At 68.5% G+C, this 24,942-nt stretch carries 26 protein-coding genes and 1 tRNA gene; 14 read left to right on the forward strand and 13 right to left on the reverse strand.

Annotation, left to right across the window (positions count from 1 at the left end; genetic code table 11):
• Positions 1-182 precede the first annotated feature (182 nt).
• The 4 genes from J7E25_RS17025 (at position 183) to J7E25_RS17040 (ending at position 5,634) form a co-directional block, all read left to right on the forward strand.
• Positions 183-3,899 (forward strand): PA14 domain-containing protein, encoded by a 3,717-nt coding sequence (locus J7E25_RS17025; RefSeq protein ID WP_214871365.1) that lies wholly within the window; start codon positions 183-185, stop codon positions 3,897-3,899.
• 19 nt (positions 3,900-3,918) lie between these two features.
• Entirely contained in the window at positions 3,919-4,164 is a 246-nt protein-coding gene (locus J7E25_RS17030; protein ID WP_214871366.1) for a hypothetical protein, read from the forward strand.
• An 865-nt stretch (positions 4,165-5,029) separates the two neighbouring features.
• Complete coding sequence (locus J7E25_RS17035; protein WP_214871367.1) at positions 5,030-5,251, forward strand: hypothetical protein; 222 nt, start codon at positions 5,030-5,032, stop codon at positions 5,249-5,251.
• Positions 5,252-5,286: 35 nt separating this feature from the next.
• A complete protein-coding gene (locus tag J7E25_RS17040; protein ID WP_214871368.1) occupies positions 5,287-5,634 on the forward strand; it encodes a hypothetical protein in 348 nt (115 codons plus the stop codon).
• A gap of 289 nt (positions 5,635-5,923) precedes the next feature.
• Here the strand turns inward: J7E25_RS17040 and J7E25_RS17045 are convergent, their stop codons facing one another.
• A complete protein-coding gene (locus J7E25_RS17045; RefSeq protein WP_214871369.1) occupies positions 5,924-6,673 on the reverse strand; it encodes a hypothetical protein in 750 nt (249 codons plus the stop codon).
• A gap of 111 nt (positions 6,674-6,784) precedes the next feature.
• On the opposite strand from J7E25_RS17045, the gene J7E25_RS17050 reads away from it, so the two are divergent.
• Positions 6,785-8,761: a histidine kinase gene (locus J7E25_RS17050; protein ID WP_214871370.1), complete on the forward strand. Its 1,977-nt coding sequence runs from the start codon at positions 6,785-6,787 to the stop codon at positions 8,759-8,761.
• Positions 8,758-9,405 (forward strand): response regulator transcription factor, encoded by a 648-nt coding sequence (locus J7E25_RS17055; protein ID WP_214871371.1) that lies wholly within the window; start codon positions 8,758-8,760, stop codon positions 9,403-9,405. The genes J7E25_RS17050 and J7E25_RS17055 overlap by 4 nt, the downstream gene beginning before the upstream one ends.
• A 4-nt stretch (positions 9,406-9,409) precedes the next feature.
• On the opposite strand, the gene J7E25_RS17060 is transcribed toward J7E25_RS17055, so the two are convergent.
• From J7E25_RS17060 to J7E25_RS17095, 8 genes are all read right to left on the reverse strand, one after another.
• Entirely contained in the window at positions 9,410-10,048 is a 639-nt protein-coding gene (locus J7E25_RS17060) for a response regulator transcription factor (RefSeq protein ID WP_214871372.1), read from the reverse strand.
• Positions 10,045-11,268, reverse strand: a complete 1,224-nt coding sequence (locus J7E25_RS17065; protein ID WP_214871373.1) for a sensor histidine kinase — start codon at positions 11,266-11,268, stop codon at positions 10,045-10,047. The genes J7E25_RS17060 and J7E25_RS17065 overlap by 4 nt, the downstream gene beginning before the upstream one ends.
• Before the next feature lie 21 nt (positions 11,269-11,289).
• A complete protein-coding gene (locus tag J7E25_RS17070; protein ID WP_214871374.1) occupies positions 11,290-12,171 on the reverse strand; it encodes an ABC transporter permease in 882 nt (293 codons plus the stop codon).
• Positions 12,168-13,061 (reverse strand): ABC transporter ATP-binding protein, encoded by an 894-nt coding sequence (locus tag J7E25_RS17075; RefSeq protein WP_214871403.1) that lies wholly within the window; start codon positions 13,059-13,061, stop codon positions 12,168-12,170. The genes J7E25_RS17070 and J7E25_RS17075 overlap by 4 nt, the downstream gene beginning before the upstream one ends.
• A gap of 89 nt (positions 13,062-13,150) precedes the next feature.
• Positions 13,151-14,491 carry an RNA polymerase sigma factor gene (locus J7E25_RS17080; protein ID WP_214871375.1) on the reverse strand — a complete coding sequence of 447 codons (1,341 nt, stop codon included), beginning with the start codon at positions 14,489-14,491 and terminating at the stop codon, positions 13,151-13,153.
• Positions 14,488-14,883, reverse strand: a complete 396-nt coding sequence (locus J7E25_RS17085) for a YciI family protein (RefSeq protein WP_214871376.1) — start codon at positions 14,881-14,883, stop codon at positions 14,488-14,490. Before J7E25_RS17085 ends, J7E25_RS17080 begins: the two co-directional genes overlap by 4 nt.
• A 3-nt stretch (positions 14,884-14,886) precedes the next feature.
• Positions 14,887-15,273, reverse strand: coding sequence for a YciI family protein (locus J7E25_RS17090; RefSeq protein ID WP_214871377.1), 387 nt, complete (start codon positions 15,271-15,273; stop codon positions 14,887-14,889).
• A 125-nt stretch (positions 15,274-15,398) separates the two neighbouring features.
• Complete coding sequence (locus tag J7E25_RS17095; RefSeq protein ID WP_214871378.1) at positions 15,399-16,178, reverse strand: LysE/ArgO family amino acid transporter; 780 nt, start codon at positions 16,176-16,178, stop codon at positions 15,399-15,401.
• Between the two features lie 30 nt (positions 16,179-16,208).
• On the opposite strand from J7E25_RS17095, the gene J7E25_RS17100 reads away from it, so the two are divergent.
• Positions 16,209-17,126: a LysR family transcriptional regulator ArgP gene (locus J7E25_RS17100; protein WP_214871379.1), complete on the forward strand. Its 918-nt coding sequence runs from the start codon at positions 16,209-16,211 to the stop codon at positions 17,124-17,126.
• A gap of 116 nt (positions 17,127-17,242) precedes the next feature.
• Positions 17,243-17,440 (forward strand): CsbD family protein, encoded by a 198-nt coding sequence (locus tag J7E25_RS17105; protein ID WP_214871380.1) that lies wholly within the window; start codon positions 17,243-17,245, stop codon positions 17,438-17,440.
• A 98-nt stretch (positions 17,441-17,538) separates the two neighbouring features.
• On the opposite strand, the gene J7E25_RS17110 is transcribed toward J7E25_RS17105, so the two are convergent.
• The 3 genes from J7E25_RS17110 to dgt form a co-directional block, all read right to left on the reverse strand.
• Entirely contained in the window at positions 17,539-18,228 is a 690-nt protein-coding gene (locus tag J7E25_RS17110) for a hypothetical protein (protein WP_214871381.1), read from the reverse strand.
• A 14-nt stretch (positions 18,229-18,242) separates the two neighbouring features.
• Complete coding sequence (locus J7E25_RS17115; protein ID WP_214871382.1) at positions 18,243-19,460, reverse strand: pyridoxal phosphate-dependent aminotransferase; 1,218 nt, start codon at positions 19,458-19,460, stop codon at positions 18,243-18,245.
• 66 nt (positions 19,461-19,526) lie between these two features.
• Positions 19,527-21,050, reverse strand: a complete 1,524-nt coding sequence (gene dgt, locus J7E25_RS17120) for a dGTP triphosphohydrolase (RefSeq protein ID WP_214871383.1) — start codon at positions 21,048-21,050, stop codon at positions 19,527-19,529.
• Positions 21,051-21,270: 220 nt separating this feature from the next.
• Between dgt and J7E25_RS17125 the strand changes: the two genes are divergently transcribed.
• The 5 genes from J7E25_RS17125 (at position 21,271) to rplA (ending at position 24,078) form a co-directional block, all read left to right on the forward strand.
• Positions 21,271-21,343: transfer RNA gene (locus tag J7E25_RS17125), tRNA-Trp, on the forward strand.
• Between the two features lie 40 nt (positions 21,344-21,383).
• A complete protein-coding gene (gene secE / locus J7E25_RS17130; RefSeq protein WP_214871384.1) occupies positions 21,384-21,659 on the forward strand; it encodes a preprotein translocase subunit SecE in 276 nt (91 codons plus the stop codon).
• A 64-nt stretch (positions 21,660-21,723) separates the two neighbouring features.
• Positions 21,724-22,650: a transcription termination/antitermination protein NusG gene (nusG, locus tag J7E25_RS17135; protein WP_214871385.1), complete on the forward strand. Its 927-nt coding sequence runs from the start codon at positions 21,724-21,726 to the stop codon at positions 22,648-22,650.
• 159 nt (positions 22,651-22,809) lie between these two features.
• The gene (rplK, locus tag J7E25_RS17140) at positions 22,810-23,238 is read left to right on the forward strand and encodes a 50S ribosomal protein L11 (protein ID WP_214871386.1); all 429 of its coding nucleotides are present in this window, start codon (positions 22,810-22,812) and stop codon (positions 23,236-23,238) included.
• A gap of 150 nt (positions 23,239-23,388) precedes the next feature.
• The gene (rplA, locus tag J7E25_RS17145; protein ID WP_214871387.1) at positions 23,389-24,078 is read left to right on the forward strand and encodes a 50S ribosomal protein L1; all 690 of its coding nucleotides are present in this window, start codon (positions 23,389-23,391) and stop codon (positions 24,076-24,078) included.
• A gap of 126 nt (positions 24,079-24,204) precedes the next feature.
• Here rplA and J7E25_RS17150 read toward each other — a convergent pair whose 3' ends face one another.
• Entirely contained in the window at positions 24,205-24,489 is a 285-nt protein-coding gene (locus tag J7E25_RS17150; RefSeq protein WP_214871388.1) for an acylphosphatase, read from the reverse strand.
• A gap of 87 nt (positions 24,490-24,576) precedes the next feature.
• Between J7E25_RS17150 and J7E25_RS17155 the strand changes: the two genes are divergently transcribed.
• Positions 24,577-24,933, forward strand: a complete 357-nt coding sequence (locus J7E25_RS17155; RefSeq protein WP_214871389.1) for an iron chaperone — start codon at positions 24,577-24,579, stop codon at positions 24,931-24,933.
• Positions 24,934-24,942: the final 9 nt, after the last annotated feature.

Here is a 24,942-nt window from a genome sequence, read left to right on the forward strand (position 1 = left end):
CCAAAGCCTCAGCAGACCCCAGCTTCCAACCTGACGGACAAGTCGCCACGATCACCACCGCGGCCGATGCTCGGAAGCCCGCGAACCCGATCCTTACGTACCGAGCGGACGGGCGTCTGGACCGGATCAGCGACCCGCTCTCGAAGGTCACCGGCAGCGACCCCGCCCAGTACAATCGGGAGGTGCGGTTCGCGTACGGCTCGGACACCGCCACTAGTGTCGGCCTGTCCGGCTCGGACACCGACGGCACCGGCAAAGCCTGCCCGACGCCATCCACCGGCGGGTACGGGGCAGCACCGAGTGAGCAGCTCTGCCGGATCATCTACCCGGGCCATGTCGCCGGCGATGATGACACCACCAAGCTCCTCTACTCCACGACCGGGCAGCTGGTGCGAATCCTGGACCCGGGCAGCGCGAGTGCATCGTTCGGGTACGACATCAACGGCCGGCTCAGCGCAATCCGGAACGGCTTGGAGAACGACTGGCTTGCTGTGAATCAGGCCACTCCGGACCCGAACCTCAGCCGCACCGACATCACCTACACCAGCACCGGCAAGGTCGAAACCGTGACTCTCGCCGCCCCCGATGGGACTACCGCGGCGAAGCGACCGAAGAAGACGTACACCTACCAGACTGGGACCACGTACATCGACGTCCTCGGGCTGACTGTCCCGAACACGGCGCCATCCAACGGTCACGCTCGAACGGTCACCTTCGACGGCGCGCTCCGCCAGCTCACCGACTTGAGCGCGTCGGGGTTGATCGCCCAGACAGAGTGGAATCAGAAGGATCAGGTCCTATCCACCACCGACCCGGTGGGTGTCAAGTCCACCACCATCTACGACAGCCAGGACCGACCGACCGAAGCCTATGGTCCCGCGCCCGCCGCGTGTTTCAACCCATCCACACGCGTCCCGGTGACCCCATGCGCAGTCACCCCGGCACACTCCAAAACGGCATACGACGAACAGCTCACAGGGCTTGCCGCGACGTGGTACCAGAACGAACGCTTCAGCGGCGCACCCGCCTTGCACAGTCTCGGTATCGGACCGACCAGCGGGAACATCGACAAGACGTTCGGAAGCGGTGCGCCCATCACCGGGATCGACGCCGACGACTGGTCCGTGCGCCTCACCGGACTGATCACCTTCCCCACCACGGGCACGTACAACATGCGCGCCTACTCCGACGACATCACAAAACTGTGGATCAATGACGTTCTCCTGATTGATCACGAATCGTTCGACGGACCGGTGTGGTCCACGAGCGCCACAATCCAGGCCACCGCGGGACAGGTCGCCCGAATCCGGGTGCAGTACCTGCACACCGGCGGTGATGCGGCCCTGCGCCTAGCCTGGACCAAACCGACCGGCGGGGAAGTCATCATCCCCGGCACCGCCCTCGCACCGGCATACAACCTGATCACCTCCACGACCGCAGACGACAGCGTCCCCAGCAACAGCTACGGGCTCACCAATAGCGCAGCCCCGGCGATCAAGACAGCGACGAAATTCGGCACCAGCCCTTGGTTGGGCATTGCCCGGGAGTCGATCCTCGACCCCACTGGACTCGCGTTGAACACCCGCACCGATTACGAAGCCGAAGGCAGCGGTTACCTTCGCCGCACCGCACGCTACCTCCCAGGTGCTGCGGGAACATCCGCGACCGGCACCCTGTCCACGTACTACGGTGACAAGGAAGGCCTCGGCGCCGCCACATGCGGTGTCCCTGCTGGCACGAACCAGGCCGGGCTGGTGAAATCGGTCCGGCAACCTGTCCCTGGCGCAGGTCAGGCCGTGGAGACCTTCTATGTCTACGACAAGCTCGGCCGCACAGTCGGAACCAAACACACCGGCGACACGGCCTGGACCTGCACCACCCTCGACACCCGCGGGCGCCCGACCACGACCACATTCCCGGACACGACACTACGAACCGCCACATTGGGCTATGCCAGCGACACCGGTGATCCGCTCGTCAGCTGGGTGAAGGACGGTGCAGTCACAGGCTCGCCGACTTCAGGGAAGGTCACGACCAAGGTTGACCTGCTCGGCCGGACCGTCGAGTACACCGACGTGTGGAACATGAAGACCACGACCACGTATGCCGACCTGACCGGGCGAGTAACCAGCCAGGTAAGCAACGGGTCAGGGACCACGATCACCAACGCATATGAGTACGATCTCGACGGACGCGTCGAGATCGTGAAACTCGATGGCACCACCATCGCCGACCCCATCTACCAGAACGGCATCCTGACCAGCGTCAGCTACCCAGCCGGTGCGGGCAACGGCACCAGCCTGTCCAGCATCGAACACGACGCCACCGGTTCGACCATCGCGATGACCTGGTCCTACCCGGACGGATCCTCCGTCACCGACCGGGTCCTTCGCACCCAATCCGGCAGGATCGTCGCAAACACCCTCGCGCAGAACGGTGCCGCGACGCATAACGCCACCTACCAATTCGACCCCGCGGGCCGGCTCATCACCGCATCGATTCCTGGACATAGCCTCGCCTACAGCTACGGGACCGCCACTTGCGGCACGACCACGGCGGGAAAGAACAACAACCGCACCAAAACGACCGACACCCCCACGGCCGGACTGGTGTGGTCCACGAACTACTGCTACGACCCCGCCGATCGGCTCACCAGCACCACCACCACGAACGCGCCGGGCGCTGCGAACCCCGTCGCGGTCGGCATCGCAGCAGCAGCGATCAGCTACGACGTCCGCGGGAACACGATCACCCTCCCCGGCCAGCAGCTGCAGTACGACATCGCCGACCGTGCGATGAAGACCACAGCCGCCGACGGCACCGTCGTGACGTACGTGCGGGACGTGACCGGCCGGATCGTGAGCCGAACCCAAACCGGCCCCGCCGGCACCAATCCGACTACCACCAATTACCTTCATGCAGGCCCCGGCGAGGCACCCATCGCAATCACCAGCTCCGCTGGGCAGCTCGTCCAGAGCATGCATTCCCTCCCCGGTGGGGCGAGCGTCGCGAAGGACTCTTCCGGCTCGGCGACCTGGTCCTACCCGAACCTCCACGGCGATATCACGGTCACCGCAAACCAGACCGGTACAAGGACCGGGCTGCACGTGTACGACCCATTCGGGCAACCCTTGGATCCGACCACGAACGCGATCGGCATCACCACGTCAGACGATGCCGTCCCTAACAACCTCCCAGGCGATGCGGACAACGCCTGGTTGGGACAGCACAAGAAGCTCTACGAGCACATATCGTCGATCGCGACCATCCAAATGGGCGCCCGCGGATATGTCGCCGCGCTTGGCCGGTTCCTCGAAATCGATCCCGTTGAGGGCGGCGTGACCAGCTCCTATGACTATCCCGCTGATCCGATCAACATGCTCGACCTCTCGGGCGAGCGACTCGATTGCGGAACCTGCAATACGACGTACTACTCCAGTTTCGAGAACTCGCCCGGGGTGACAGGGCAGACCCGCCTAGACCCCTACGTTGCCCCGACGTACATCGACGGTTCGTGGACAGACCCACTTCTATGGACAATCGACGTGCAGGCAAACTTCTGCTTGATCCTCTGCATCGAGGGCGCACTCGGCATCACGGATACCTGGATCGATTGGTCCTTTGGCGTTGGGATCGGCGTCCAAGTCGGCGCCGGGGCGACCTTAGGCGAATCCTTCGGAAAGACACCTGGCTGGTCGCAGAACGTCAGCTGCACCTTTGCTGCCCCCGCCGGCGGCGGGTATTGGGAGGGCGGTGCAGGCTTTTCGGGTGCTCCGTACGCAAGCCCTTCCTCGATGGGATTCGCCGGTGGAGGAGCCGCAGCTGGGGCAGAGGTTGGATGCGCATATATGTTGGGAGGCACTACCAGGACGCGGTACACAGACATTTTTGGCTATTAGAGATGCAGAATGGGATTTGATGACAACGCAAACCTTTGCGGGGCTGGGTGGCATCGTCATCGTTGTCCTCGGCATATGGCTGATCGCGTATCCGAGGGTATTCCTCGACCTGAACGCGAAGGTCAGAAGCAGGACCCCCGGCCTCAGGCAATTCGCGCGGCAAGAGTATCCCGACTGGATCGCCAGAGCAGTAGGGTTCTGGTTCTGCCTCGTAGGCCTCGCCATCTGCTCGCTTTGGATCCTGTCGGCAGTCCGTGGTGCCTAACCATGACCATCACGAAGGGCTGGTGAACGTCGGAACGGACCTATTTTGTGACCTCTATCGCAGTGTTAGTACTCATCGAGGTCGTGGGAGGTGCGCTGGCGAAGTTCCCCGGGCCGATGAGAGCGTTGTTCACGAAGGAACAGCAACGCATGTCGTGGTTGATGGGCGAGCTGGGCCGGATAGAGACGACCGACGTCATGAATCGAACACAGAGGTCATTGCTGTTGCCATGGGGCTGTTCATTTTGGTCGCCGGCGTTCTCATACTCATGCTGAGGTCTGAATCGTGATTGTTCTCTCTGCCGCGCTAATTCTGATCGAATTGGCTATCGGGCTGAACCTGCTTCGAATGAGCCGACGTGAGGATGACTCGAAATCGAGGATGTTCAAGTTCCTCGGCATCGGTGTCCTCGCAACGTCAGTTTTCCCAGTGATCGCAATTATTCAGCTCGCCACTACGTGACCGCAGGAGTAGCGCCTCCCGGATGCCGTAATGAGCGGAATCCCAGCGCGGCATGCAATTAGCGACACGCGGGCTATGAAGGTGCAGTTCGACTGTCACGCTTTTGGGGCCATAGCCGGCGGCAGCGTCGGGAACCCCACGGGGACCTTGAGTTCTTCCGTGAAGACAACACGTTCTGGTTCTACACAATCCCAAGTCACTTGACGGATTTTGGCAAAACATGCAACTGGGACGACTGACGATGTCTATCATCTTGGCCCGAGGAGTCCGTGGACTGTTCGCCATCTCGCTGGTTTGGGTTCTGGCTGGCTGTTCGGTCAATTGGGATTCGAGTGGTGTGCGTGTCGAGTATGACGGACCTAAGCGTGGGCAGGTGAGTGCCTGTGCGAGGTTGTCACGCGGAATGGACCATCGAGCGGATCCGACCCATCTCCCGGAACTGCTGGAAACAAATCAGGTGCAGGTCAGCAACACCGGGCCAAACGAATGGCACGTCTCCGGCCTGACCGAAGCCCAGTTCCATGACCATCACGATGACTACGCCTGGACCTGTCGCGTGACAATAGACGAAGCGCAGCGCATCCTCACCGCCGATCTCCTGTCGATCGAAAAGGTCAGCCCGTGACTCGGGGAACGGCACTGACAACGCATCTGAGTGGTGTGGCCCTCATCACCATTGCGCTGGCGGCATGCACGCCATCTGGTGCTTCCGTCGAACCGACTTCCGTTGAACGCAATTCCTTCGAACTCACCACAGAACTGGGCAAGGGCGAGGAAGAGATCGCAGCGCCATGCGCCGAGCTCGCGATTGAGCTAGCCGGATGGTCAGCCGACGCACGCGACGTCCACGCCGTTGCCGGGGTCGGTCCTGATGGCCAGTACACGAGATCGTTCATCGGGTCCATTGAACTCCGGGGCGAGCGCCTCCAGTGGACTTGTCAGGTGAAGATCTACTCCCCCCACACCACGAAGTTCACTGCCGAGATCACTGAATTGCGGCCGGGATAGCAGCATGTGCCGTTGCGGCATGGCGCCTCTTCGGTTCTCCGAAGTGGGTCCCCGGATGAGGGGGACCCATCCGGGGACCGCTGCGGGGGTATCACGTGACCCGGCAAGGCGGCGCAGGTACGTGATCGGGGGGATCTTCCCGGCACCGCCGCGGAGCTGTCACATGACCGCAGCGAGACGGCGCAGGTACTCGATCGGGGGGATCCTCCTGCGCGCCTCATCTGAGAGACGCTCAGTTGCCCGAATCATGACGCGCGGCCGAAGTTCCGCCTGCTGCGTGGGTGTCGGCTCAGCCGAGCTGCTCCCGTCGGGGCTGCGTCGCTCGCCGGCGGAGCACCACGGCCAGGGAGGTCATCCAGGCGATGAACAGCAGCGCCGAGAGGCTCGCCAGGGGGAACAGTCCCTGTACCACGAACGTCGCGGTGCCGAGGATGCCGAGCCCCGCGATGGCGTAGCCCGAGATCCTCAGCACGCGCCCGGCGAGCCCCGCCCGCGCCAGCAGCACCGCGACGGCGATGAGCAGCACGGCGCGTGGGAAGCCGCTGAGCGCCACCGACAGTGGCATCACGCCGTCGAGCGCCTTGACGACCGCGCCGGCAGCGGCGCTCGTGTCGGCCGCGCCGATCGCCGGTGTGACCGCCGAGACGAGCGCGCCGATCGCCGGGATCAGGAAGCTGAGCACCCCGGCCGAGATGGCGGCGGGAATCAGCGGCCCGTCTACCACGCGGCGGAGGACCACCTCGAGACCGCCGAGGAACAGCAGCGCGAACGGGACGGGCAACATCATGAGGAATGTCCCGACGGCGACCATGGTGCCGGCGTCCCGGAAGCCGACGGCCGCCTCGACGGGCGTGGCATCCATCGCTGGGTGGCTGGTCGCGAAGAAGACGAACGTGAATGCCACCCCGATCAGGTATGTCAGGCCGACGAACAGCCCGCAGAGCAGCATCCGCCGCTCATCGCGAGCCGCGGACCCGGATGGCGCAGCTGCGCCGGGGAGGTGTGAAGTGGTCGTCGTGGTGGAAGGTGTCGTAGTCATGCCGACACTCTCGTGCTGGACCGGTCCGCGGCGCATGAGCCCCAGGTCACGAGGTGCATCGGGACATCCCGTCCCATGACAGCGGGACGCCCATTGCGGGAGGATGGCGGCGTGGGCTTCCTCATGGGTGTGCTGGCGGTCGGATCGGGGCTGGTCGGTGCCGCGCTGCACGCGGTCAGCGCCGCCGCCGGCCGCGGCGTCGAGCCGTCGTTCTGGCTCCTCTCCGCCCTCGGGGCGTTCGCCTTCGGGGTCACCGGTGCGGTCCTCTCCGCCCGCTCGCAGGTTCGGCGGATTCCCCTGCTACTCAGCGCCATCGGGCTCGGGCAGGGCCTAGCGCTGCTGTTCCGGGAGTACGCGCTCCTCGGTGAGGTGCCGCTCGACTGGCTCGCGCTCTGGCTGGGCTCCTGGCTGTGGGCGCCCTCGTACATCGCGTCGGCAGCCCTGCTTCCGCTGCTGCTGCCCGACGGCTTCCTCCCGTCATCGAGATGGCGACCCGTCCTGGTGATCTCCATCGTCGCGCTCGCGGCGCAAGCGTCGAGCTGGGCACTGATGCCATACGACCTCCAAGACGTACCCCTCGTGGTCCGAGACCTCAGGAATCCGGTGGGCGTCACCCTCGCGGCGTCGCCCGTCGTGCTCGTGGTGATCGGTGCGCTGACTGTGCTCGCGGTGGGGCTGGCGCTCACCTCCGTCGCGGTGCGCTGGCGCGGGTCGACAGGGGAGCGCCGGCAGCAGTTGAAGTGGCTGCTCGTCGGCGGCGCTGCGACCGTCGTCATCTTCGCGCTCGGCTTCCTGGTGCCACAGCCCGCGGGAGAGGTGGTCGCGGCGCTCGCGGCGATTCCGGTTCCCGCCGCGTGCGGCGTCGCAGCCTTGCGACACCGACTGTGGGACGTCGACCTCGTCGCGTCAGTCAGCCTCCGCTATGCCATCCTGTCCGCGGTGGTCATCGCCGTCTACGCCACCGTCGTCGCCGTGCTCGGCGCTTCGACGGGAGCGCCGGTCGTCGCGACCGCCGTGGTGGCGCTCGTGCTGCTGCCCCTGCACTCCCGGCTCCAGCGCTGGACGAACCGGCTCGTGCACGGCGAACCCGACGATCCGAGCACGGCACTCGCCCGACTCGGCGAGCGGCTGGAGGCCACCTCCGACCCGGCTGACGTCGCCGACCGGCTGTTGCCCGAGGTCGTGGCGCGGATCTCGGGTCTGCTGCGCTCGCCGTATACCGCGATCCATCTGGCCGACGGCGGCATCGTCGAGCACGGCACGAGGCCGGAAGACCTCGACCGCGTCCCGCTGCAGTACGGAGGGGCCGAAGTGGGAACCCTCGAGCTGGCTCGCCGCCCCCGCTCACGCGGTGAGGCCGGCAGGCTCGACCTCCTCGCTCGGCAGGCCGCCATCGCGGTTCACTCCGTACTGCTCACCCGTGAGGCTCGACGCTCGAGGCAACTCGTCGTCGTGGCGCGCGAGGAGGAACGGCGGCGGCTCCGCTGGGACCTCCACGACGGCGTCGGGCCCTCCATCGCCGCCCTCGCGCTGCAGGCGGAGACCGCGAGGGACCTGGTCGCCGACGACCCGGCCGCCGCCACCGAGATCCTCGACCGCCTCGTGCCGCGCCTCAACGGCGCGGTCGCCGAAGTGCGGGCGATCGTGCACGAGCTGCGGCCGCCGACGCTCGACGAGCTCGGGCTCGCCGGCGCAGTCCGGGAGCTGGCGACCCGCTTCGGCGGGCGCGACCTCCAGATCGAGGTCGACCTGTCCGACGTGGGGGACCTGCCCGCCGCGGTCGACCTCGCCGCCTACCGGATCGTCTCGGAGGCGCTCGCGAATGCCGTGCGGCACTCCGGCGCCGCCACGGTGCGCGTCACGGCGAAGCGAGACGGCCGGTGGCTGAGCGTCGAGGTCGCCGACGACGGCCATGGGATCCAGGCGGATGGCCGGGTCGGCGTCGGGCTGGCATCGATGCGCGCCCGCGCCGAGGAACTGAACGGGCGGTGCGTCGTCGGCGCCCCCGCCGACGGTCGGGGAACCATCGTGTCCGTCGTGCTGCCCCTGACCCTGGAGAATCCGACCCTGGAGAAGGAGCCCCGATGAGTCTTCGTGTTCTCGTCGTCGACGACCATCCGCTGTACCGTGATGGACTGGTCACCGCGATCGCCGCCATGCCCGAGATCGAGGTGATCGGGGATGCCGCCGACGGTGCCGCCGCCGTGCGCGCGGCGAAGGACCTCGCCCCCGACGTCGTCGTGATGGACCTGCACATGCCCGAGCTGAACGGCATCGAGGCGACGCGCCAGATCGTCGCGGAGCGGCCGGCCACCGCGGTGCTCGTGCTGACGATGCTCGACGGCGACGACTCGGTCTTCGCGGCGATGCGCGCCGGGGCGCGCGGCTACCTGCTCAAGGGCGCCGACCGCGCCGAGATTCGCCGGGCACTCGAAGCGGTGGCACACGGCGAGGTCGTCTTCAGCTCGGGCATCGCGTCGCGGGTGCTCTCGTTCTTCGCGGCCGGATCGGCCAAGTCGGCCCTGTCGCCATTCCCGAGCCTGACCGAGCGGGAGCGGGAGATCCTCGACCTCGTGGCCCGCGGTCTCACGAACGCGGCGATCGCGCAGCGGTTGGTGCTCTCGAGCAAGACCGTGCGCAACCACGTGAGCAACGTATTCACCAAACTGCAGGTGGCCGGCCGGGCGGAAGCGGTGGCCCAGGCGAGGGACGCCGGACTCGGCGCTCCCTGAGCACTCAGAGCAGCCCGAGCTCCATCGCGCGAGTCACCGCGCGGGTTCGGTCGTTCACCTCGAGCTTCTCGAACGCGTGCAGCAGGTGGGTCTTCACGGTCGCCTCGCCGATGTGGAGCTCGCGGGCGATCTCGGGGTTCGAGCGACCGGCGGCGACGAGGGCGAGCACCTCGAGCTCGCGCGGCGAGAGCGCAGGCACGTCGACGGATGCCGCAGCCGCCCGCACTCGCGAGACGAGCTTCGCGGCGATCGACGGGGCGAGCACCGTCTCACCCGCGGCGACCGCGCGGATGCCCTCGAGGATCTCCGCTTGCGGCGCCGCCTTCAGGAGGTAGCCGCTCGCGCCCGCTTCGATCGCGGCGAGGATGTGGTCGTCGGTCTCGTACGTCGTGAGCACGAGCACTCGCGTGCCGCTGCCGGCCGCCACGATGCTCGCCGTCGCGCTCGCTCCGTCGACGCCGGGCATGCGCAGGTCCATGAGCACGAGGTCGGGTCGTTCGGACTCGGCGAGGGCGACCGCCTCGGCCCCGTCGGCGGCCTCGCCGACCACCTCGATGCCCGCCGCCGTCTCGAGGAGTCCCACGATGCCGGCTCGAACGATGGGGTGATCATCGGCGACGACGACGCGGATGGGCTCGGTCATGTGGGACTCCCCTTTGCGGTTGGTGTCGACGGCGGCGCCGTGATCGGCGCGCCGGCATCCGTTCGGGGCACGACCACTCGCAGCACCGTGCCGCCCGTCGCGCCCGGCCCGAACGCGAACTCGCCGCCGACGAGCGCGACGCGATCGCGCATGCCGGCGACGCCGAATCCGCCCTCTCCCGGCACGGCGCCTCGGGGGCCGACACCGTCGTCGCGCACGACGAGCACCACCTCGGCGGGCCCCGCGGCGATCTCGATCGTCGCGTGCTCGGCGCGCGCGTGCTTGCGCACGTTCGCGAGCCCCTCTTGCGCACACCGCAGCAGCACGACCTCGAGCTCGCGATCGAGCGCGTCGGCGTCGGCCGCCACCGAGACCCGCACGCCCGTCTCGCGTTCGAAGCTCGTCGCGAGCCGGCGCAGCGCGTCGGCGAGCCCGGCCTCGGACTCGACCGGCGTGAGCGAGGCGACGAGCCCGCGGGCCTCCGTGAGCGCCTCGCGGGCCATCTGCTCGATGAGCTCCACGTCGCTGTGAGCGGATGCCGCAGCCTCGCCCTCGAGCGGTTCGAGCCGGTTGCCCGCCCGCTGCGCGACCATCACGAGCCCGGTCAGGCTCTGCGCGATCGTGTCGTGGATCTCACGGGCGAGCCGGCCCCGCTCCTCGAGGACTCCCGAGTCACGGTGCATCACGGCGAGCTGTCCCTGCGCGGCCTGCAACTCGTCGAGCAGGCGCCCACGTTCCTCGCCGTGCTCGGCGATCCTCGTGATCCACAGGCCGAGGGCGATGCTGAAGCCCACCGAGAACAGCGCTGTCGGCACACCGCTGAAGATGTCCCCGGGTCCGTCGAGCACGGCGTACCCGACGGCGAGCGCGACCGCGATGAGGAGGTTCGCGGCGATGGCGCTTCGGGTGCCCGGCGAGCTGAACCACAGGAACGGGTAGATGAAGGTCTGCATGATGGCGAACGCGGGTTCGAACCCGCATCCGAAGCCGATGATCGCCGCGAACACCACCGCTATCACGATGAAATGGCCCATCGGGGCGCCCGGCCCCGCGCCGGGGATGAACCAGCGCGCGTACGCGGCGTAGAACACGAGGAACGCCCCCAGGACGATCCACGTGCCCCATTCCTCAGGGCCGTAGGGCGGCTCGCGAAGGGTGATCAGCACGGTGACGGCCGTGACGGCCACCGCCGCGAGATCCCACCATCCGAGCCTGCGCATGCTGCTACCTTCGCACGCGGGCTAGGCGTCGCGCCGGATCCACCGGAACGTCAGCCGGCTGATGACGAGACCGATGACGAGCCAGGCGACGAGTGCGATCGCGACCCAGCCGAGGTCCCACTCCTGGTTCTGTTCGAGCACCTTGAAGTCGTCGGGCAGGAATGCGGCCCGCATGCCCTGCGCCATCCACTTGAGGGGGAAGACGCTCGCGAGGTTCTGCATCCATTCGGGCAGGATGTTGAAGCGCAGGTAGACGCCCGAGATGAACTGCAGCACGAGCACGATCGGGATGACGACGGCCGTCGCGCTCTTGCCCGAGCGCGGGAGTGCCGACAGCGCGATGCCGAGCAGCGCCGAGGTCGCGACGCCGAGCACGAAGACCCACGCGAACGTGAGCCATGCGTCCGTGGTGGCCGGCAGCGCGATGCCGAACAGGGTCGCCGAGACGAGCAGCAACAGGCCTGCCTGCAGCACCGCCGTCACGAACACCTGGCCGATCTTGCCGAGGAAGTACGAGACCGGTGAGAGCGGCGTGCCGCCGAGGCGCTTCAGCGTGCCGTCGCCCTTCTCGGTGGCGATGTCGACGGCGAGGTTCTGCACGCCCGAGAGCAGCATCCCCGCGGCGAGCATGCCCGGCAGGTAGTAGGCGCCCACCGAGATCCCTTCGGCGCCCGGTCCGGGCTGGATGTCGCCCGCTGCGCTGAACGCCGCGGTGAAGATGCCGAGCATGATGATCGGGAAGAGGAACGTGAAGAACACGGCATCCGGCGACCGGAAGTAGCCCTTGATCTCGTACGCGATTCGCGAGGCGCCGATCCGCAGCATGCCGGGCCGGGTCGCGCGGCCATGGCTTCCGCGGGCCGCGTGGGCGGCAGCGGTCGTGGTGGTCGTCGTCTCGCTCATGCGAGCGCCTCCTCGTCGTCGCGCGTCTCGGCTTCCGCCGCGCGCACCAGCTGCAGATAGATGTCCTCGAGGCTCGGGCGGATGACCTCGAGCCCCGCAGGCTCGCCGCCGAGTTCCCGGGCGACGGATGCCACGAGCTCGGCCGGTGCCTCGGTGCGCACCTCGCGCGTCACCCCCGAGCGGTCGCGCCACCGCACGATCGGCACTCGTGCCTCCCGCCCGCCGAGCTCGTCGACGCCTCCGACGTCGACGAGGCGGCCGCCGAGGATGATGCCGGCGCGATCGCCGAGCTGGGCGGCCTCGTCGAGGTAGTGCGTCGTGAGGAGGATCGTCGTGCCCTCCGCTTTGAGTCCCCGAATGAGGTTCCAGAACTCGCGCCGTGCCTCGGGGTCGAAGCCCGTCGTCGGCTCGTCGAGGAAGAGCAGCTCGGGGCGGCCGATGATGCCGAGCGCCACGTCGACCCGGCGGCGCTGGCCGCCCGAGAGCTTCGAGATCCGGGTGCCGGCCTTCTCCTGCAGTCCGACCGCCGCGATCACCTCGTCGACGTCGCGTGGGTCGGCGAAGAACCTCCCGAAATGGGTGAGCTGCTCGCGCACCGTGTAGACGCCCGACTCGGTCGCCGATTGCAGCACGATGCCGAGGCGCGCCTTCCAGTCGAGGTCGCCGTGCGCCGGGTCGATGCCGAGCACGCTCACCTCGCCGGCGGTGCGCAGGCGGTAGCCCTCGAGGATCTCGACGGTCGTCGACTTGCCGGCGCCGTTGGGTCCGAGCAGGGCGAAGGTCTCGCCGCGAGCGATGTCGAGGTCGATCCCGTCGACGGCGGCGACCCCGCCGTAGGTCTTTCGGAGCCCGCGGATTCGCACCGCGGCATCCGTGCCGGAGGCTGTCATGTCCATGCTTCGAGCATGCCCCTCCGGAGCGCCGCGCGGCAGCCTCTGCACGACTGATTCCGCCCTCCACCGATCGGTGGATGCCGACGTCAGCGCGCCGTGACCTCGGCGAGCCGGCGCCGCAACTGGCGCTGCTCGGCCTCGGTGGGGGCGAGCGCGAGCGATTCGTGCAGACGTGCCGCCGCGGCATCCGTTCGCCCGAGACGCACCAGCAGCTCGGCTTGCGCTGCGGGCAGCAGGTGATACCGATCGAGGGCGCCGGATGCCTCGAGCCGGTCGAGCTCGTCGAGCCCCGCTTGCGCGCGGCCCGCGAACCCGTGCGCGAGCGCCCGGTTGAGCGCGACGACCGGGGAGGAATCGAGTGCCGCGAGCTCGTCGTAGAACCCCGCTATGCGGTCGAAGTCGGTTTCGTCGGCGGTCGGTGCCGTCGCGTGGCACGCGGCGATCTCGGCCTGGAGCCGGTACGGGCCGCGGATGCCGCCGGTACGGCGCCCGAGGGCGCGCAGCACGGCGAGGCCCGACTCGATCTCGGCAGCATCCCAGCGGGAGCGATCCTGGGCGTCGAGCAACACGAGTTCGCCGTCGGCGTCGACGCGCGCCCGGCGCCGCGAGTCCTGCAGGAGCATGAGCGCGAGGAGCGAGGCGGCCTCACCCTCGTCGGGCATGAGCCGCACCACGAGACGCGCGAGCCGGATCGCCTCGTCGGCGAGCGCGCCGCGCCGCTCCGCGTCTCCGCCCGAGGCGGAGTAGCCCGCGTTGAACACGAGGTAGAGCACGGCGAGCACGCCGCCGAGCCGCTCGGGCAGCGACGCGGCATCCGGAACCCGGTACGGGATGCCCGCGTTGCGGATCCGCTGCTTGGCGCGCACGATGCGCTGCGCCATCGTCGGCTCGGGCACGAGGAACGCCCGCGCGATCTCCTCCGTGGTGAGGCCGCCGAGCGTGCGGAGCGTGAGCGCGACCCGGGCGTCGAGCGCGAGCGCCGGGTGACAGCACGTGAAGACGAGCCGGAGCCGGTCGTCGACGCCGTCATCGGACGAGTCGTCGGCGCCCTCGCCCCAGTCGCCGGCGGGGTCGAAGTCGACGAGATCGTCCGTCGCGGGCAACGGCACACCGGCACGACGACCCACGTTCCTGCCTCCTTCGACCTCGTCCATCTCCGCCGCCTCCCGCACCTTCGCCGCCTCGTTCGTGCGCCGGCGCAGCCGGTCGATCGCGAGGTGCTTCGCCACCGTCGTGAGCCACGCGCCCGGATTGCGCGGCACACCCTCGGCCGGCCACCGCTCGAGCGCGCGCGCGAACGCCTCCGCGGCGCAGTCCTCGGCGAGCGTCCAGTCGCCCGTGTGCCGGATCAGCGTCGCCGTCACCCGCGCCCACTCGTCTCGGTAGGCGCGGGCGACGGCGTCGTGGGTTGCCGGGGCTTGCGTCATCCGTCCGCGGCGGCTGCTTCGGCCCGCTCGCGCTCGTGGCGATCGCGACCGGGCTCGTGCACGTCCATCGGCCATGCCGGACGCAGTTCGATGCGGCCGAAGCGGGCCATCGGATGCCGCGACGCGATCTCGATCGCCTCGTCGAGGCTCTCGACCTCGAGGATGTCGTAGCCGGCCATCCACTCCTTCGACTCCGTGAACGGACCGTCGGTCACGAGCAGTTCGCCGCCGCGCATCCGCACGAGCGTGGCATCCGTCGGCGGTCGAAGGCGCTGGCCGCGCACGCGGATGCCACGCGACTCCAGGTCGTCGACCCAGTCGCCGACGTTGTCGTCTTCGGGCACGAACGGCTCGGCCTCGGGGTCGGTGGCGACGATCAGCAGGTACTCCATCGTTCACTCCCCACTCAGCGACACGTCGGCGACCGCGGGAGTCGGGACGGTGTCGAAGTCGACGGGCCACACCGGGTGGAGGGTGACATGTCCCGTGCGAGCTCGCGGGTGCCTCGACGCGACCTCGATCGCGTCGTCGAGCGAGTCGGTTTCAAGCACGTCGTAGCCGGCGATCCACTCCTCGGGCTCCGCGAGCGGGGCGTCCGTCACGAGCAGTCCGCCTGCACGTCGCTTGACGATCGTCGACTCGCCGTTCGGCTGCAGCCGGTTGCCGCGCACTCGCACGCCGTTGGCGTCGGCATCGGCGACCCATGCGGCGAAGTCGTCGAGCTCGGGTACCCACGCCTCTCCGTCGGCGTCCTGGTCGGTGATGAGCATCAGGTATTCCATCGTGTCCTCCTCATGGTCACGTTATGCACCTACGACGAACGGCGATACCCCGGATCGACACCTCAGGCTGATTCTTCGCAGATCTGAGGGGTCGAGGGCGCGCAGCCGGCGCGTGACCACGTGACTCAGTGCGGCAGGACGAGCGAGACGCCGAGTACGACCATCACGACCGCGATCAGGCCGTCGAGCACGCGCCACGCGCGCGGGCTGCCGAGCACGCCGCCGAGCAGCCGCGCGCCGTAGGCGAGGCCGAAGAACCAGACGATGCTCGCGATGCTCGCACCCGCGGCGAAGGCCCAGCGACCATCACCGTGCGTGTTCGCGACCGACCCGAGCAGGAACACCGTGTCGAGGTAGACGTGAGGGTTCAGCCAGGTGAGCGCGAGGCACGTGAGCACGGCGGCCTGCAACGTCGTGCGCGGCACTGCCGACGTCGCGACCACGGTGGGTGGTGCGGCCGCGACGGTCACGGATGCCGCGGGCGGGCGGCTGTCCCGGGCCACCTCGCTCGCGACATCCGTCACCGGCTCGACCGCATGGTCGGCCGACGTCGCCTCCGCGACGAGCGCCTCGCCGCTCGGACGCAGCGCACGTCGCGCGGCGAGCGCGCCGTACCCGACGAGGAACGCGGCACCCGCCCACCGGATCACGTCGACGAGCCACGGCACCGCCGTGAGCACCGCGCCGATGCCCGAGACGCCCACGATGACGAGCGCGAGGTCGCTCAGCGCGCAGATCAGGGCGACCGCGAACACGTGCTCGCGGCGGATTCCCTGGCGCAGCACGAACAGGTTCTGGGCGCCGATGGCGATGATGAGCGAGAGGCCGAGGCCGAGCCCGGCGAGGGCAGAAGAGAGGAACACGACTTCGACGCTAAGCGGCGAACGCAGATCAATCCAGCTCATGATTCTTCAGCGGCATTAGCATGGCTACAGATGGAGATACCGCTCGACCTCGCTCGCACCCTCGCCGTCGTCATCGACGAGGGCACCTTCGACGCTGCTGCTCGCAGGTTGCGGCTCACCCCGTCGGCGGTTTCGCAGCGCATCAAGGCACTCGAGCAGCAGCTCGGCCGCGTGCTCGTCGTGCGTGCGAAGCCTGTGCGTGCAACCGACGCCGGCGCCGCGGTCGTGCGGCTCGCCCGCCAGCTCGCCCTGCTCGAGCACGACACGCTCTCGGGCTTCGGGCTCGCCGCCGAGTCCTCCGGTCCCGTGACGATCGCGCTCGCCGTGAACGCGGACTCGCTCGGCACGTGGTTCCTCCCGGCACTCGCGCGGGCGATGGAGCGGCATCCGGTGGTCTTCGACCTGCACCGCGACGACCAGGACTTCACGGCGGGGCTGCTCGAGTCGGGTGCCGTCATGGGTGCGGTCACGTCGCAATCGGTGCCGGTGGCCGGATGCCTCGTGCGCCCGCTCGGCGTCATGCGCTACGAGGCCGTGGCGACGCCCGCCTTCATGGGGCGCTGGCTCCCCGACGGTGCGACCCAGGCAGCCCTCGCGGCAGCGCCGCTCGTCGACTTCGATCGCCGCGACGACCTGCAGCGAGACCACTTGCGCGCGATGGGCGTCGACCCCGAGGCGCCGCCGCGCCACTTCGTGCCCGCGTCCAACGACTTCGCCACCGCGGTGAAGCTCGGACTCGGCTGGGGCATGCTGCCGGGCTTCCAGTCCGACGCGGAGCTCGCCCTCGGCGACCTCGTGCGCGTGGGTGGCGACCCGATCGACGTCGCCCTGTACTGGCAGCAATGGAACCTGAGATCACCGCTCCTCGATGCGATCGCGGCCGAGCTCGTCGATGAGGCGCATCGCACCCTGCGTCCGGTGCATTCGGCGCGGGGAAGCGGCCGGTAGCGCAGCATCGAATGACTAGCAACTCGGATCGGCGCGGGCAAGCCCCTGCCGCTCACGCGCTCGACGGCGTTCACTTGAGAGGGCAGCAGACTGCTGCGTCCCGAAAGGAGCACGCCATGAGCGACCCAGGCGACCGGATCGAGAACGCCGCTGAGAAGGTCGGCGGCAAGGCAAAGGAAGCCATGGGCAAGATGACCGACGACGAGCAGAAGATCGCCGAAGGCAAGGCCCAGCAGTCGAAGGCTGACTTGAAGAACGCGGGTGAAGACGTCAAGGACGCCGCCAAGAACGTCAAGGATGCCTTCAAGGAGTAACCGTCGTCGGCGCATCATCCGACGATCGAACGGCCGCAACCTCCCACTGGATGGTCGCGGCCGTTCCGCGTGCTCGGCCCGTCGGCCGCAATCGCCGATCAGCGCACCCAGACGCGGAGTGCGCCGACGATGCCGAATCCGGCAGCGAGCGGGGCCGCGAGCCCGTCGTCGGGCTCCCAGCCGACGACCGGTCGGCCTGGGAACCGCGCTCGGGCCTCGGCGATGGCTGCACGGTAGACGGATGCCGCCGGACCGAACACGTTGGACACCCCGACGACCCCTTCGCCGTCGTTCAGTATCGCGCCGCCCGTCACCGCATCGCTGCTGCGAGCAGCCAGGATCGCGACGGCGGGCTCGTCGAGGAGACCCGACGTGAACGCGGCACGGTTGCCATGCGCCGACGCCCATTCCTGAAGGGCGGCCGGCGACCTGACGCGCTCGAGACGCAGGTGCTCGCCGGATCGCGCTGCAGCGGTCGCTCCGGCGGTGTCGAGGGCGATCCAACTCGCGTCGAAGAGCACGTGGAAGCCGTCTCGGCTGAGATCGAGGTCGGCGAAGGAGTCCTTGATGCTTCGTGCGCCGGCGGGCAGCGCCTCCAGTACGTCGGCGCGGACGATCCCGCGCTCGAGCGTGACCGCCTCGGGATATCCGGTGGGCATCACGCCGTGAGCGCGCCAGACCCCGTTGGCGACGTGCGACTCGACCGCGTTGTGGCGACCGACCACTGCGCACCACGCGGCGTTGTTCCGGGCGGCGACGCCCGCCACGTCGCCGGTATTCGGCGGCATCGAGCGTACCGGCGTCAGGCGAACAGGCGCTGCAGGCGCTCGATGCCCTCGAGCAGCGGCCCGTCGCCGAGCGCGTAGCTGAAGCGCAGGTAGCCGCTCGGCCCGAACGCCTCACCGGGCACCGCCGCGACGTCGGCCTGCTCGAGCATGAGGTCGGCGAGCTCGAGCGAGGTGGTCGGCGTCGCGCCGCCCCACGAGCGGCCGAGGAGCCCGGACACGTCGGGGTAGACGTAGAACGCACCCTGCGGAACCGGCACGCTGACGCCGTCGATCTTCGAGAGCTCGGCGACGATCGTGCGGCGGCGGCGGTCGAACGCGCGGCGCATCTCCTCGACGGCATCCTGCGGTCCGGTCAGCGCTGCGATCCCGGCGCGCTGCGAGATGTTCGACACGTTCGATGACAGGTGCGACTGCAGGTTGGCGGCGCCCTTGATCACGTCGGCGGGGCCGACCATCCAGCCGAGGCGCCAGCCGGTCATCGCATAGGTCTTCGCGACGCCGTTCACGAGGATCGTCTGGTTCGCGAGGCCCGGAACCGCCTCGACGATCGACACCGCGCGCGGCGGCACGCCGTCGACCTCGTCGGCGTAGGTCAGGTTCTGGTAGATCTCGTCGGAGACGACCCAAATGCCGTGCTCGAGCGCCCACTCGCCGATCGCCTCAACCTGCTCGGGTGCGTAGACGGCGCCCGTCGGGTTCGACGGCGAGACGAAGAGCAGCACCTTCGTGCGCTCGGTGCGGGCCGCCTCGAGCTGTTCGACGGTGACGAGGTAGCCCTGGTCGGCCCCGGCGAACACGTCGACCTGGCGGCCGCCTGCGAGCTTGATCGCCTCGGGGTAGGTCGTCCAGTACGGCGTGGGCACGAGCACTTCGTCGCCGTCGTCGAGCAGCACCTGGAAGGCTTGGTAGACGGCCTGCTTGCCGCCGTTCGTGACGACGACCTGCCCGGCACTCACTTCGAGGCCGGAGTCGCGCAGCGTCTTCGCGGCGACCGCCTCGCGCAGTTCGGGCAGCCCGGCCGCGGGCGTGTAGCGGTAGTTCTTGGGGTCGCGCGTGGCCGCGAGCGCGGCCTCGACGATGTAGTCGGGTGTGGCGAAGTCGGGCTCCCCGGCGGCATACGAGATGACCGGGCGCCCTTCTGCCTGGAGGGCCTTCGCCTTCGCATCGACCTTGAGGGTCGCGGACTCGGCGATGGCGGCGATTCGGGCGGAGAGGCGCGCGTGTTCGGTCACGACGACCAGCCTACGGCGAGCGGATGCCGCGTGGGGCCTCCAGATCGTCGGTTCCTGCCTGACCCGTCAGAGGTTCTGTCCGATGTCCCAGAGCCGGTCGGGGCGCCCGTCGATCGCCTCGGAGACCGCGAGCGCCTGGTCGTCGGAGAGCGAGGCGACGTAGTCGATCACCCCGCGGCCCACGCCGAGCGATTGCACCTCGGCCGCCTCTGGGAGCGGGATGCCTTCGGGGCGCTCATCGCGCAGTTGCGCATAGCCTGCGGTGGCGATCTCGACGAGCTCCTTCAGGCGCTGCGGAACGCGGTCCCGGTCGTGCTCGTCGTGCACCCATGCCGTGAGGCCCTTCACGGCGCGGGTGAGCACGCGGCTGAGCCCACGCTGGTACAGGACGATGTCGGAGCGGTCGAGGATGAAGTGCCGGTGCACGAACTTCAGGATCTCCACCTCGTGCCACGCGCGTCGGTCGAGGGTGACGAGCCCGGTGCGGGCCTCGTCCTTCGGCGCCGGCACGACCGAGGACTGCAGGTGGCTGATCCAGCGATTCGTGAACGACGAGAGCGCGCGCTCCGAGGCGATGGAGCCGTCGAAGGCGATCGCGAGCAGGCCGTCGACGAGGTCTTCGGCGACGACACCGACTGCGTCGGCGAATGCCTCGTCGTCGCTGATCCACGGATCGCTGCGGTGGAGCTTGCGCCGAAGGCCCTCGAGGGCGCTGCCGGGAGGAGAGCTGCGCGCCGCGATCGCCTCGTCGTCGAGGTCGCGCAGCTTCGAGCCGAACTTGAGCCAGCCCCGGAACTCGCGTGCCACGGCGCCCTCGCTGAGCAGGCCGGCGCGGTAGAAGTCGTCGACGTCGTGGATCGAGTACGCGATGTCGTCGGCGATGTCCATGATCGAGCACTCGATCGACTGCTGCGTCGGCGGTTGACCGCGGCGGGCCTGACGCAAGTCGCCGGCGTCGATGCCGTAGGCCGAGAACTTCAGCACCTCGATGCCGTTCGCCGTGCGACGCAGCCCGCGCGGCAACGGCCCGTCGCCCGCGCCCACCGCAGCCCCGTCGAGGTATCGGGTCCACGGGTATTTCGCGACGGCCGTGCGCACCGCCGCGGTGAGGTTGAGCCCGCGAGGGGCGGCCTCGCTGACGTCGAGCGCCGTGATGATCCGGTAGGTCTGCGCGTTGCCCTCGAACCCGTCGGCGAGTCCCAGGCTCTCGCGCGCGAGTCGGTCGAGCACGCGCTCCCCGAGGTGGCCGAAGGGCGGATGCCCGAGGTCGTGGGCGCTCGCCGCGGCCTGCACCACCACTGCGTCGCAGCCGTGCTCGAGCGCGAACGCACGAGTCGGCGACGCGGCATCAGTGAGCTTCACGGCGATCGCCCGCGCGACCGCGGTCACCTTGATGGAGTGGGTGAGGCGGTTGTGGATGAGCGGGCCCGCGCCGGGTTGTGCGATCACCTGGGTGACGGCCGACAGTCGCGAGAAATACGGAGAGAACCGGATGCGCTCGAGGTCGAGCCGGAACTGCGAGTGCTCGCCCGTGACCTCGGCGCTGCTGCGCGGCTCTGGCACCTGGCGTGAGGCGCGGTCCATGGGCATATGCCCAATCTATGCCCGACGTGGGAGGCGGATGCCGGGAGCCCGCGTGGCGGCATCCGCTCAGCTTTACTCTGCCTTCGAGGTCGCATACACTTGCTGAGGTTGTTGAAGTCAGCCAAGCTTTTCTGCGCCTATTTTCGGCATGGATTCCCAAGAGAACGTCGTGAAGCTTGTGCTGTCCAGACACCGGTGGTAACCCTCGGTCATACGGTGGTTCCATAGGGCGGTGGCTCAATTGGTAGAGCAGCGGTCTCCAAAACCGCAGGTTGCAGGTTCGAGTCCTGTCCGCCCTGCGAGCCGGCAGCGAACGCCGGCCCACGAAAGGTGTACGAGGTGGCCCGGAAAGTAATCGACGAACCCAGTGAGGACGTCGTTGCCAACGCGAAGCGCGATCGCGCAGCGCGTCGGAACCCCTTCGCCAGGTTCGCCCTGTTCATTCGACAGGTCATCGCAGAACTGAAGAAGGTCGTCACCCCCACCCGCAAGGAGCTCCTCAGCTTCACCGCTGTGGTGCTCCTGTTCGTCGTCATCATGATGGCGATCGTCTGGGGGCTCGACCAGCTGTTCGGATGGCTGGTGCTGTACGTCTTCGGAACTGCGGGGGCCTGATCGGGCCGCTCGGCCCGAAGCATCCGATGCGCCGTAGGCGGACGGAAGAAAAGGATTGAGAGAAGTGGCAAAGACAGAGCGCGACGACGTCGATTGGGCCACGGCTGCTGAGCAGTCGGCCGAAGACGACGAGGCCCAAGAGGGCAACACGCTCGAGCACGACGAGGAATCGGTCGAGGCGGCAGAGCACCGCGCCGTGCACGTCGTCGACGACGAGGGCAACGACATCGATCTCGACGCCGTGCTCGACGCGATGGCCGAATCGAGCGATCCCGAGGCTGACGCCGTGATCGACGACGCCCTCCACATCGATTCCGTCGACGGGGCCGAAGCGGCCGAGGCGGCCGTCGTCGAGGAAGACGAGGAGACGGTCGACCCCTACGCGGAGTTCCGCGCCGAGCTCCGCTTCCTCCCGGGCAAGTGGTACGTCATCCACTCCTATGCCGGCTTCGAGCGCCGTGTGAAGGCGAACATCGAGCAGCGACGCGAGTCGATGGCCATGGCCGACTACATCTACCAGGTCGAAGTGCCGATGGAAGATGTCGTCGAGATCAAGAACGGCCAGCGCAAGATGGTCACTCGCGTGCGCATTCCCGGCTACGTGCTCGTGCGCATGGACCTCAACGAGGAGAGCTGGTCGGTCATCCGCCACACTCCCGGCGTCACCGGCTTCGTCGGCAACGCGCACAACCCGACCCCCCTCCGTTTCGAAGAGGCCTTCGGCATGCTGAAGAGCCTCGTCGAGATCAAGGAGGTCGCCCCCGTCAAGGGCGCGAAGGCCACCGGCGGCGCCGGTGCGACCCGCGCGATCCCGGCCGAGGTCGACTTCGAGATCGGCGAGACCATCACGATCAAGGACGGCTCGTTCGCGGGCCTGCCCGGCACGATCAGCGAGATCAAGCCCGAGAGCGGCAAGCTCATCGTGCTCGTCTCGCTCTTCGAGCGCGAGACTCCGGTCGAGCTGAGCTTCGACCAGGTCACCAAGCTCTAGCCCTTTCCAGACAGCGCGCAGCCACCCTCCGGTATCATCGGAGGGTTGTGCTGCGTCAGAGGGTGAAGATTCAGCACAGAGATCACCGCATCCCGGAACGGCCGGGCCTGCGGGAGAGTGCCCCGGCAACCGGGGCGTTCGAACAGAAAGAAGGAAACAATGGCACCGAAGAAGAAGGCTACCGGTCTGATCAAGCTTCAGATCAAGGCCGGCGCCGCGAACCCGGCCCCGCCCATCGGCCCCGCCCTGGGTCAGCACGGCGTGAACATCATGGAGTTCTGCAAGGCCTACAACGCGGCGACCGAAGCCCAGCGCGGCAACGTCATCCCCGTTGAGATCACCGTCTACGACGACCGCTCGTTCACGTTCGTCCTGAAGACCCCGCCCGCTGCGGAGCTCATCAAGAAGGCCGCCGGCGTCGCCAAGGGCTCGGGTGTCCCGCACACCAACAAGGTGGGCCAGCTCACCCAGGCCCAGGTGCGCGAGATCGCCGAGACGAAGATGGTCGACCTCAACGCGAACGACCTCGACGCAGCGTCGAAGATCATCGCGGGCACCGCTCGTTCGATGGGCATCACGGTCGAATAGGCCTTGACTGCGGGTTGAGGAGGTCGCGCAGCGACCGTCTCGAAACCCGCGGAACGACGGATGCCGCGCGGCATCCGTTCACCAGAACTCAGGAATCCGTGGCAGCGCCAGCCAGGCGCAGATGACCACACTCTCTCAAGGAGAAACAACATGGCACAGAAGTCCAAGGCCTACCGGGCCGCGGTCGACAAGCTCGAGGCCGGCAAGTTCTACGCCCCGAACGAGGCCGTCGTCCTCGCGAAGCAGACCGGCTCGGCGAAGTTCGACTCGACCGTCGAGGTCGCGCTGAAGCTCGGCGTCGACCCCCGCAAGGCAGACCAGATGGTGCGCGGCACCGTCATCCTCCCGCACGGCACCGGCAAGACCGCCCGCGTCATCGTGTTCGCGACCGGCCCTGCGGCCGAGGCTGCGATCGCGGCGGGCGCCGATGAGGTCGGCGGCGCCGACCTCATCGAGAAGGTCGCCGGCGGCTACACCTCGTTCGACTCGGCGGTCTCGACCCCCGAGCTCATGGGCCAGGTCGGCCGACTCGGCAAGGTGCTCGGCCCCCGTGGCCTCATGCCCAACCCGAAGACCGGCACCGTGACGCCCGACGTCGCGAAGGCCGTCTCCGACATCAAGGGCGGCAAGATCGAGTTCCGCGTCGACAAGCACTCCAACGTGCACTTCGTCGTGGGCAAGGCCTCGTTCACCGAGGAGCAGCTCAACGACAACCTGAACACCGCCCTCGAAGAGGTCGTGCGTCTCAAGCCGTCGAGCTCCAAGGGCCGTTACATCCAGAAGGGCGCCGTGTCGACCACGTTCGGCCCGGGCATCCCGCTCGACGTCAACGCCATCTGACCCCGGTGGTCGAGTAGCCGCGTGTTGCTCACCCCGGTGGTCGAGTAGCGCCGCGCGAAGCGCGACGCGTATCGAATCCACGCACGAAGGGCTCGCCGGTTCGCCGGCGGGCCCTTCGTCATGCGGTCAGCCCGCGACGGGCCAGCCGACGATGCGGAACGTGTGCTCGCCGAGCGGCTCGCGCTCTGCGACATCCGTGCCGCTGACGATCGCGCCGGGAGGGCCGGCCGCGAACCAGTCGACCAGCTCGGAGACGGATGCCTCGTCGCCCTCGATCTCGGCCTCGACCGCGCCGTCTGCCCGGTTGCGCACCCACCCGGCCACGCCGAGCCGCTCGGCCTCGCGCCGTGCCGAGTAGCGGAATCCCACGCCCTGCACACTGCCGTGCACGACGACGTTGCGGCGGATCATGCTCTCGAGCGTAACGCGATCGCGGCACGGCTTCGAGGCTTCGATGTGCCGGATGCCGCGAGCGAGCGCCGAGCGTACGATGACGCCATGGGGGAGATGCAGGACTACATCGCGGGGCTCGAGGGCGCCGAACGCGAGCTCGTCGAGCGGATCCGGGCGCGAGCGGTCGAGCTCGTGCCCGATGCGACCGAGGGGATGAGCTACGGCATGCCGGCCCTGCGCTACAGGGACTCGCCGCTGCTGAGCGTGATGTCGGCGAAGGACCACATCGGGCTCTACCCGTTCAGTCCGGCCGTCGTGTCGGCCGTGGAGCGGGCGCTCGAGGGCTACTCATGGTCGAAGGGCACGATCCGGTTCACGGCGGAGCATCCGTTGCCGGACGCCCTCGTCGATCGCATCGTGGAGCTTCGGCGCGACGAGATCGACGCGGCGAAGCAGCGCTGAGACGGCGGA

The sequence above is a fragment of the Agromyces sp. ISL-38 genome (genome assembly GCF_018613935.1).
GTDB lineage: Bacteria > Actinomycetota > Actinomycetes > Actinomycetales > Microbacteriaceae > Agromyces.

Bases quoted from the DNA above. Each gene is read 5' to 3' on its own strand.
- J7E25_RS17030 (WP_214871366.1), top strand. From the start codon at position 3,919: ATGACAACGCAAACCTTTGCGGGGCTGGGTGGCATCGTCATCGTTGTC.
- J7E25_RS17035 (WP_214871367.1), top strand. From the start codon at position 5,030: ATGGACCATCGAGCGGATCCGACCCATCTCCCGGAACTGCTGGAAACA.
- J7E25_RS17045 (WP_214871369.1), bottom strand. From the start codon at position 6,673: ATGACTACGACACCTTCCACCACGACGACCACTTCACACCTCCCCGGC.
- J7E25_RS17055 (WP_214871371.1), top strand. From the start codon at position 8,758: ATGAGTCTTCGTGTTCTCGTCGTCGACGACCATCCGCTGTACCGTGAT.
- J7E25_RS17060 (WP_214871372.1), bottom strand. From the start codon at position 10,048: ATGACCGAGCCCATCCGCGTCGTCGTCGCCGATGATCACCCCATCGTT.
- J7E25_RS17065 (WP_214871373.1), bottom strand. From the start codon at position 11,268: ATGCGCAGGCTCGGATGGTGGGATCTCGCGGCGGTGGCCGTCACGGCC.
- J7E25_RS17070 (WP_214871374.1), bottom strand. From the start codon at position 12,171: ATGAGCGAGACGACGACCACCACGACCGCTGCCGCCCACGCGGCCCGC.
- J7E25_RS17075 (WP_214871403.1), bottom strand. From the start codon at position 13,061: ATGACAGCCTCCGGCACGGATGCCGCGGTGCGAATCCGCGGGCTCCGA.
- J7E25_RS17080 (WP_214871375.1), bottom strand. From the start codon at position 14,491: ATGACGCAAGCCCCGGCAACCCACGACGCCGTCGCCCGCGCCTACCGA.
- J7E25_RS17085 (WP_214871376.1), bottom strand. From the start codon at position 14,883: ATGGAGTACCTGCTGATCGTCGCCACCGACCCCGAGGCCGAGCCGTTC.
- J7E25_RS17090 (WP_214871377.1), bottom strand. From the start codon at position 15,273: ATGGAATACCTGATGCTCATCACCGACCAGGACGCCGACGGAGAGGCG.
- J7E25_RS17095 (WP_214871378.1), bottom strand. From the start codon at position 16,178: ATGAGCTGGATTGATCTGCGTTCGCCGCTTAGCGTCGAAGTCGTGTTC.
- J7E25_RS17100 (WP_214871379.1), top strand. From the start codon at position 16,209: ATGGAGATACCGCTCGACCTCGCTCGCACCCTCGCCGTCGTCATCGAC.
- J7E25_RS17105 (WP_214871380.1), top strand. From the start codon at position 17,243: ATGAGCGACCCAGGCGACCGGATCGAGAACGCCGCTGAGAAGGTCGGC.
- J7E25_RS17110 (WP_214871381.1), bottom strand. From the start codon at position 18,228: ATGCCGCCGAATACCGGCGACGTGGCGGGCGTCGCCGCCCGGAACAAC.
- dgt (WP_214871383.1), bottom strand. From the start codon at position 21,050: ATGCCCATGGACCGCGCCTCACGCCAGGTGCCAGAGCCGCGCAGCAGC.
- rplK (WP_214871386.1), top strand. From the start codon at position 22,810: ATGGCACCGAAGAAGAAGGCTACCGGTCTGATCAAGCTTCAGATCAAG.
- rplA (WP_214871387.1), top strand. From the start codon at position 23,389: ATGGCACAGAAGTCCAAGGCCTACCGGGCCGCGGTCGACAAGCTCGAG.
- J7E25_RS17150 (WP_214871388.1), bottom strand. From the start codon at position 24,489: ATGATCCGCCGCAACGTCGTCGTGCACGGCAGTGTGCAGGGCGTGGGA.
- J7E25_RS17155 (WP_214871389.1), top strand. From the start codon at position 24,577: ATGGGGGAGATGCAGGACTACATCGCGGGGCTCGAGGGCGCCGAACGC.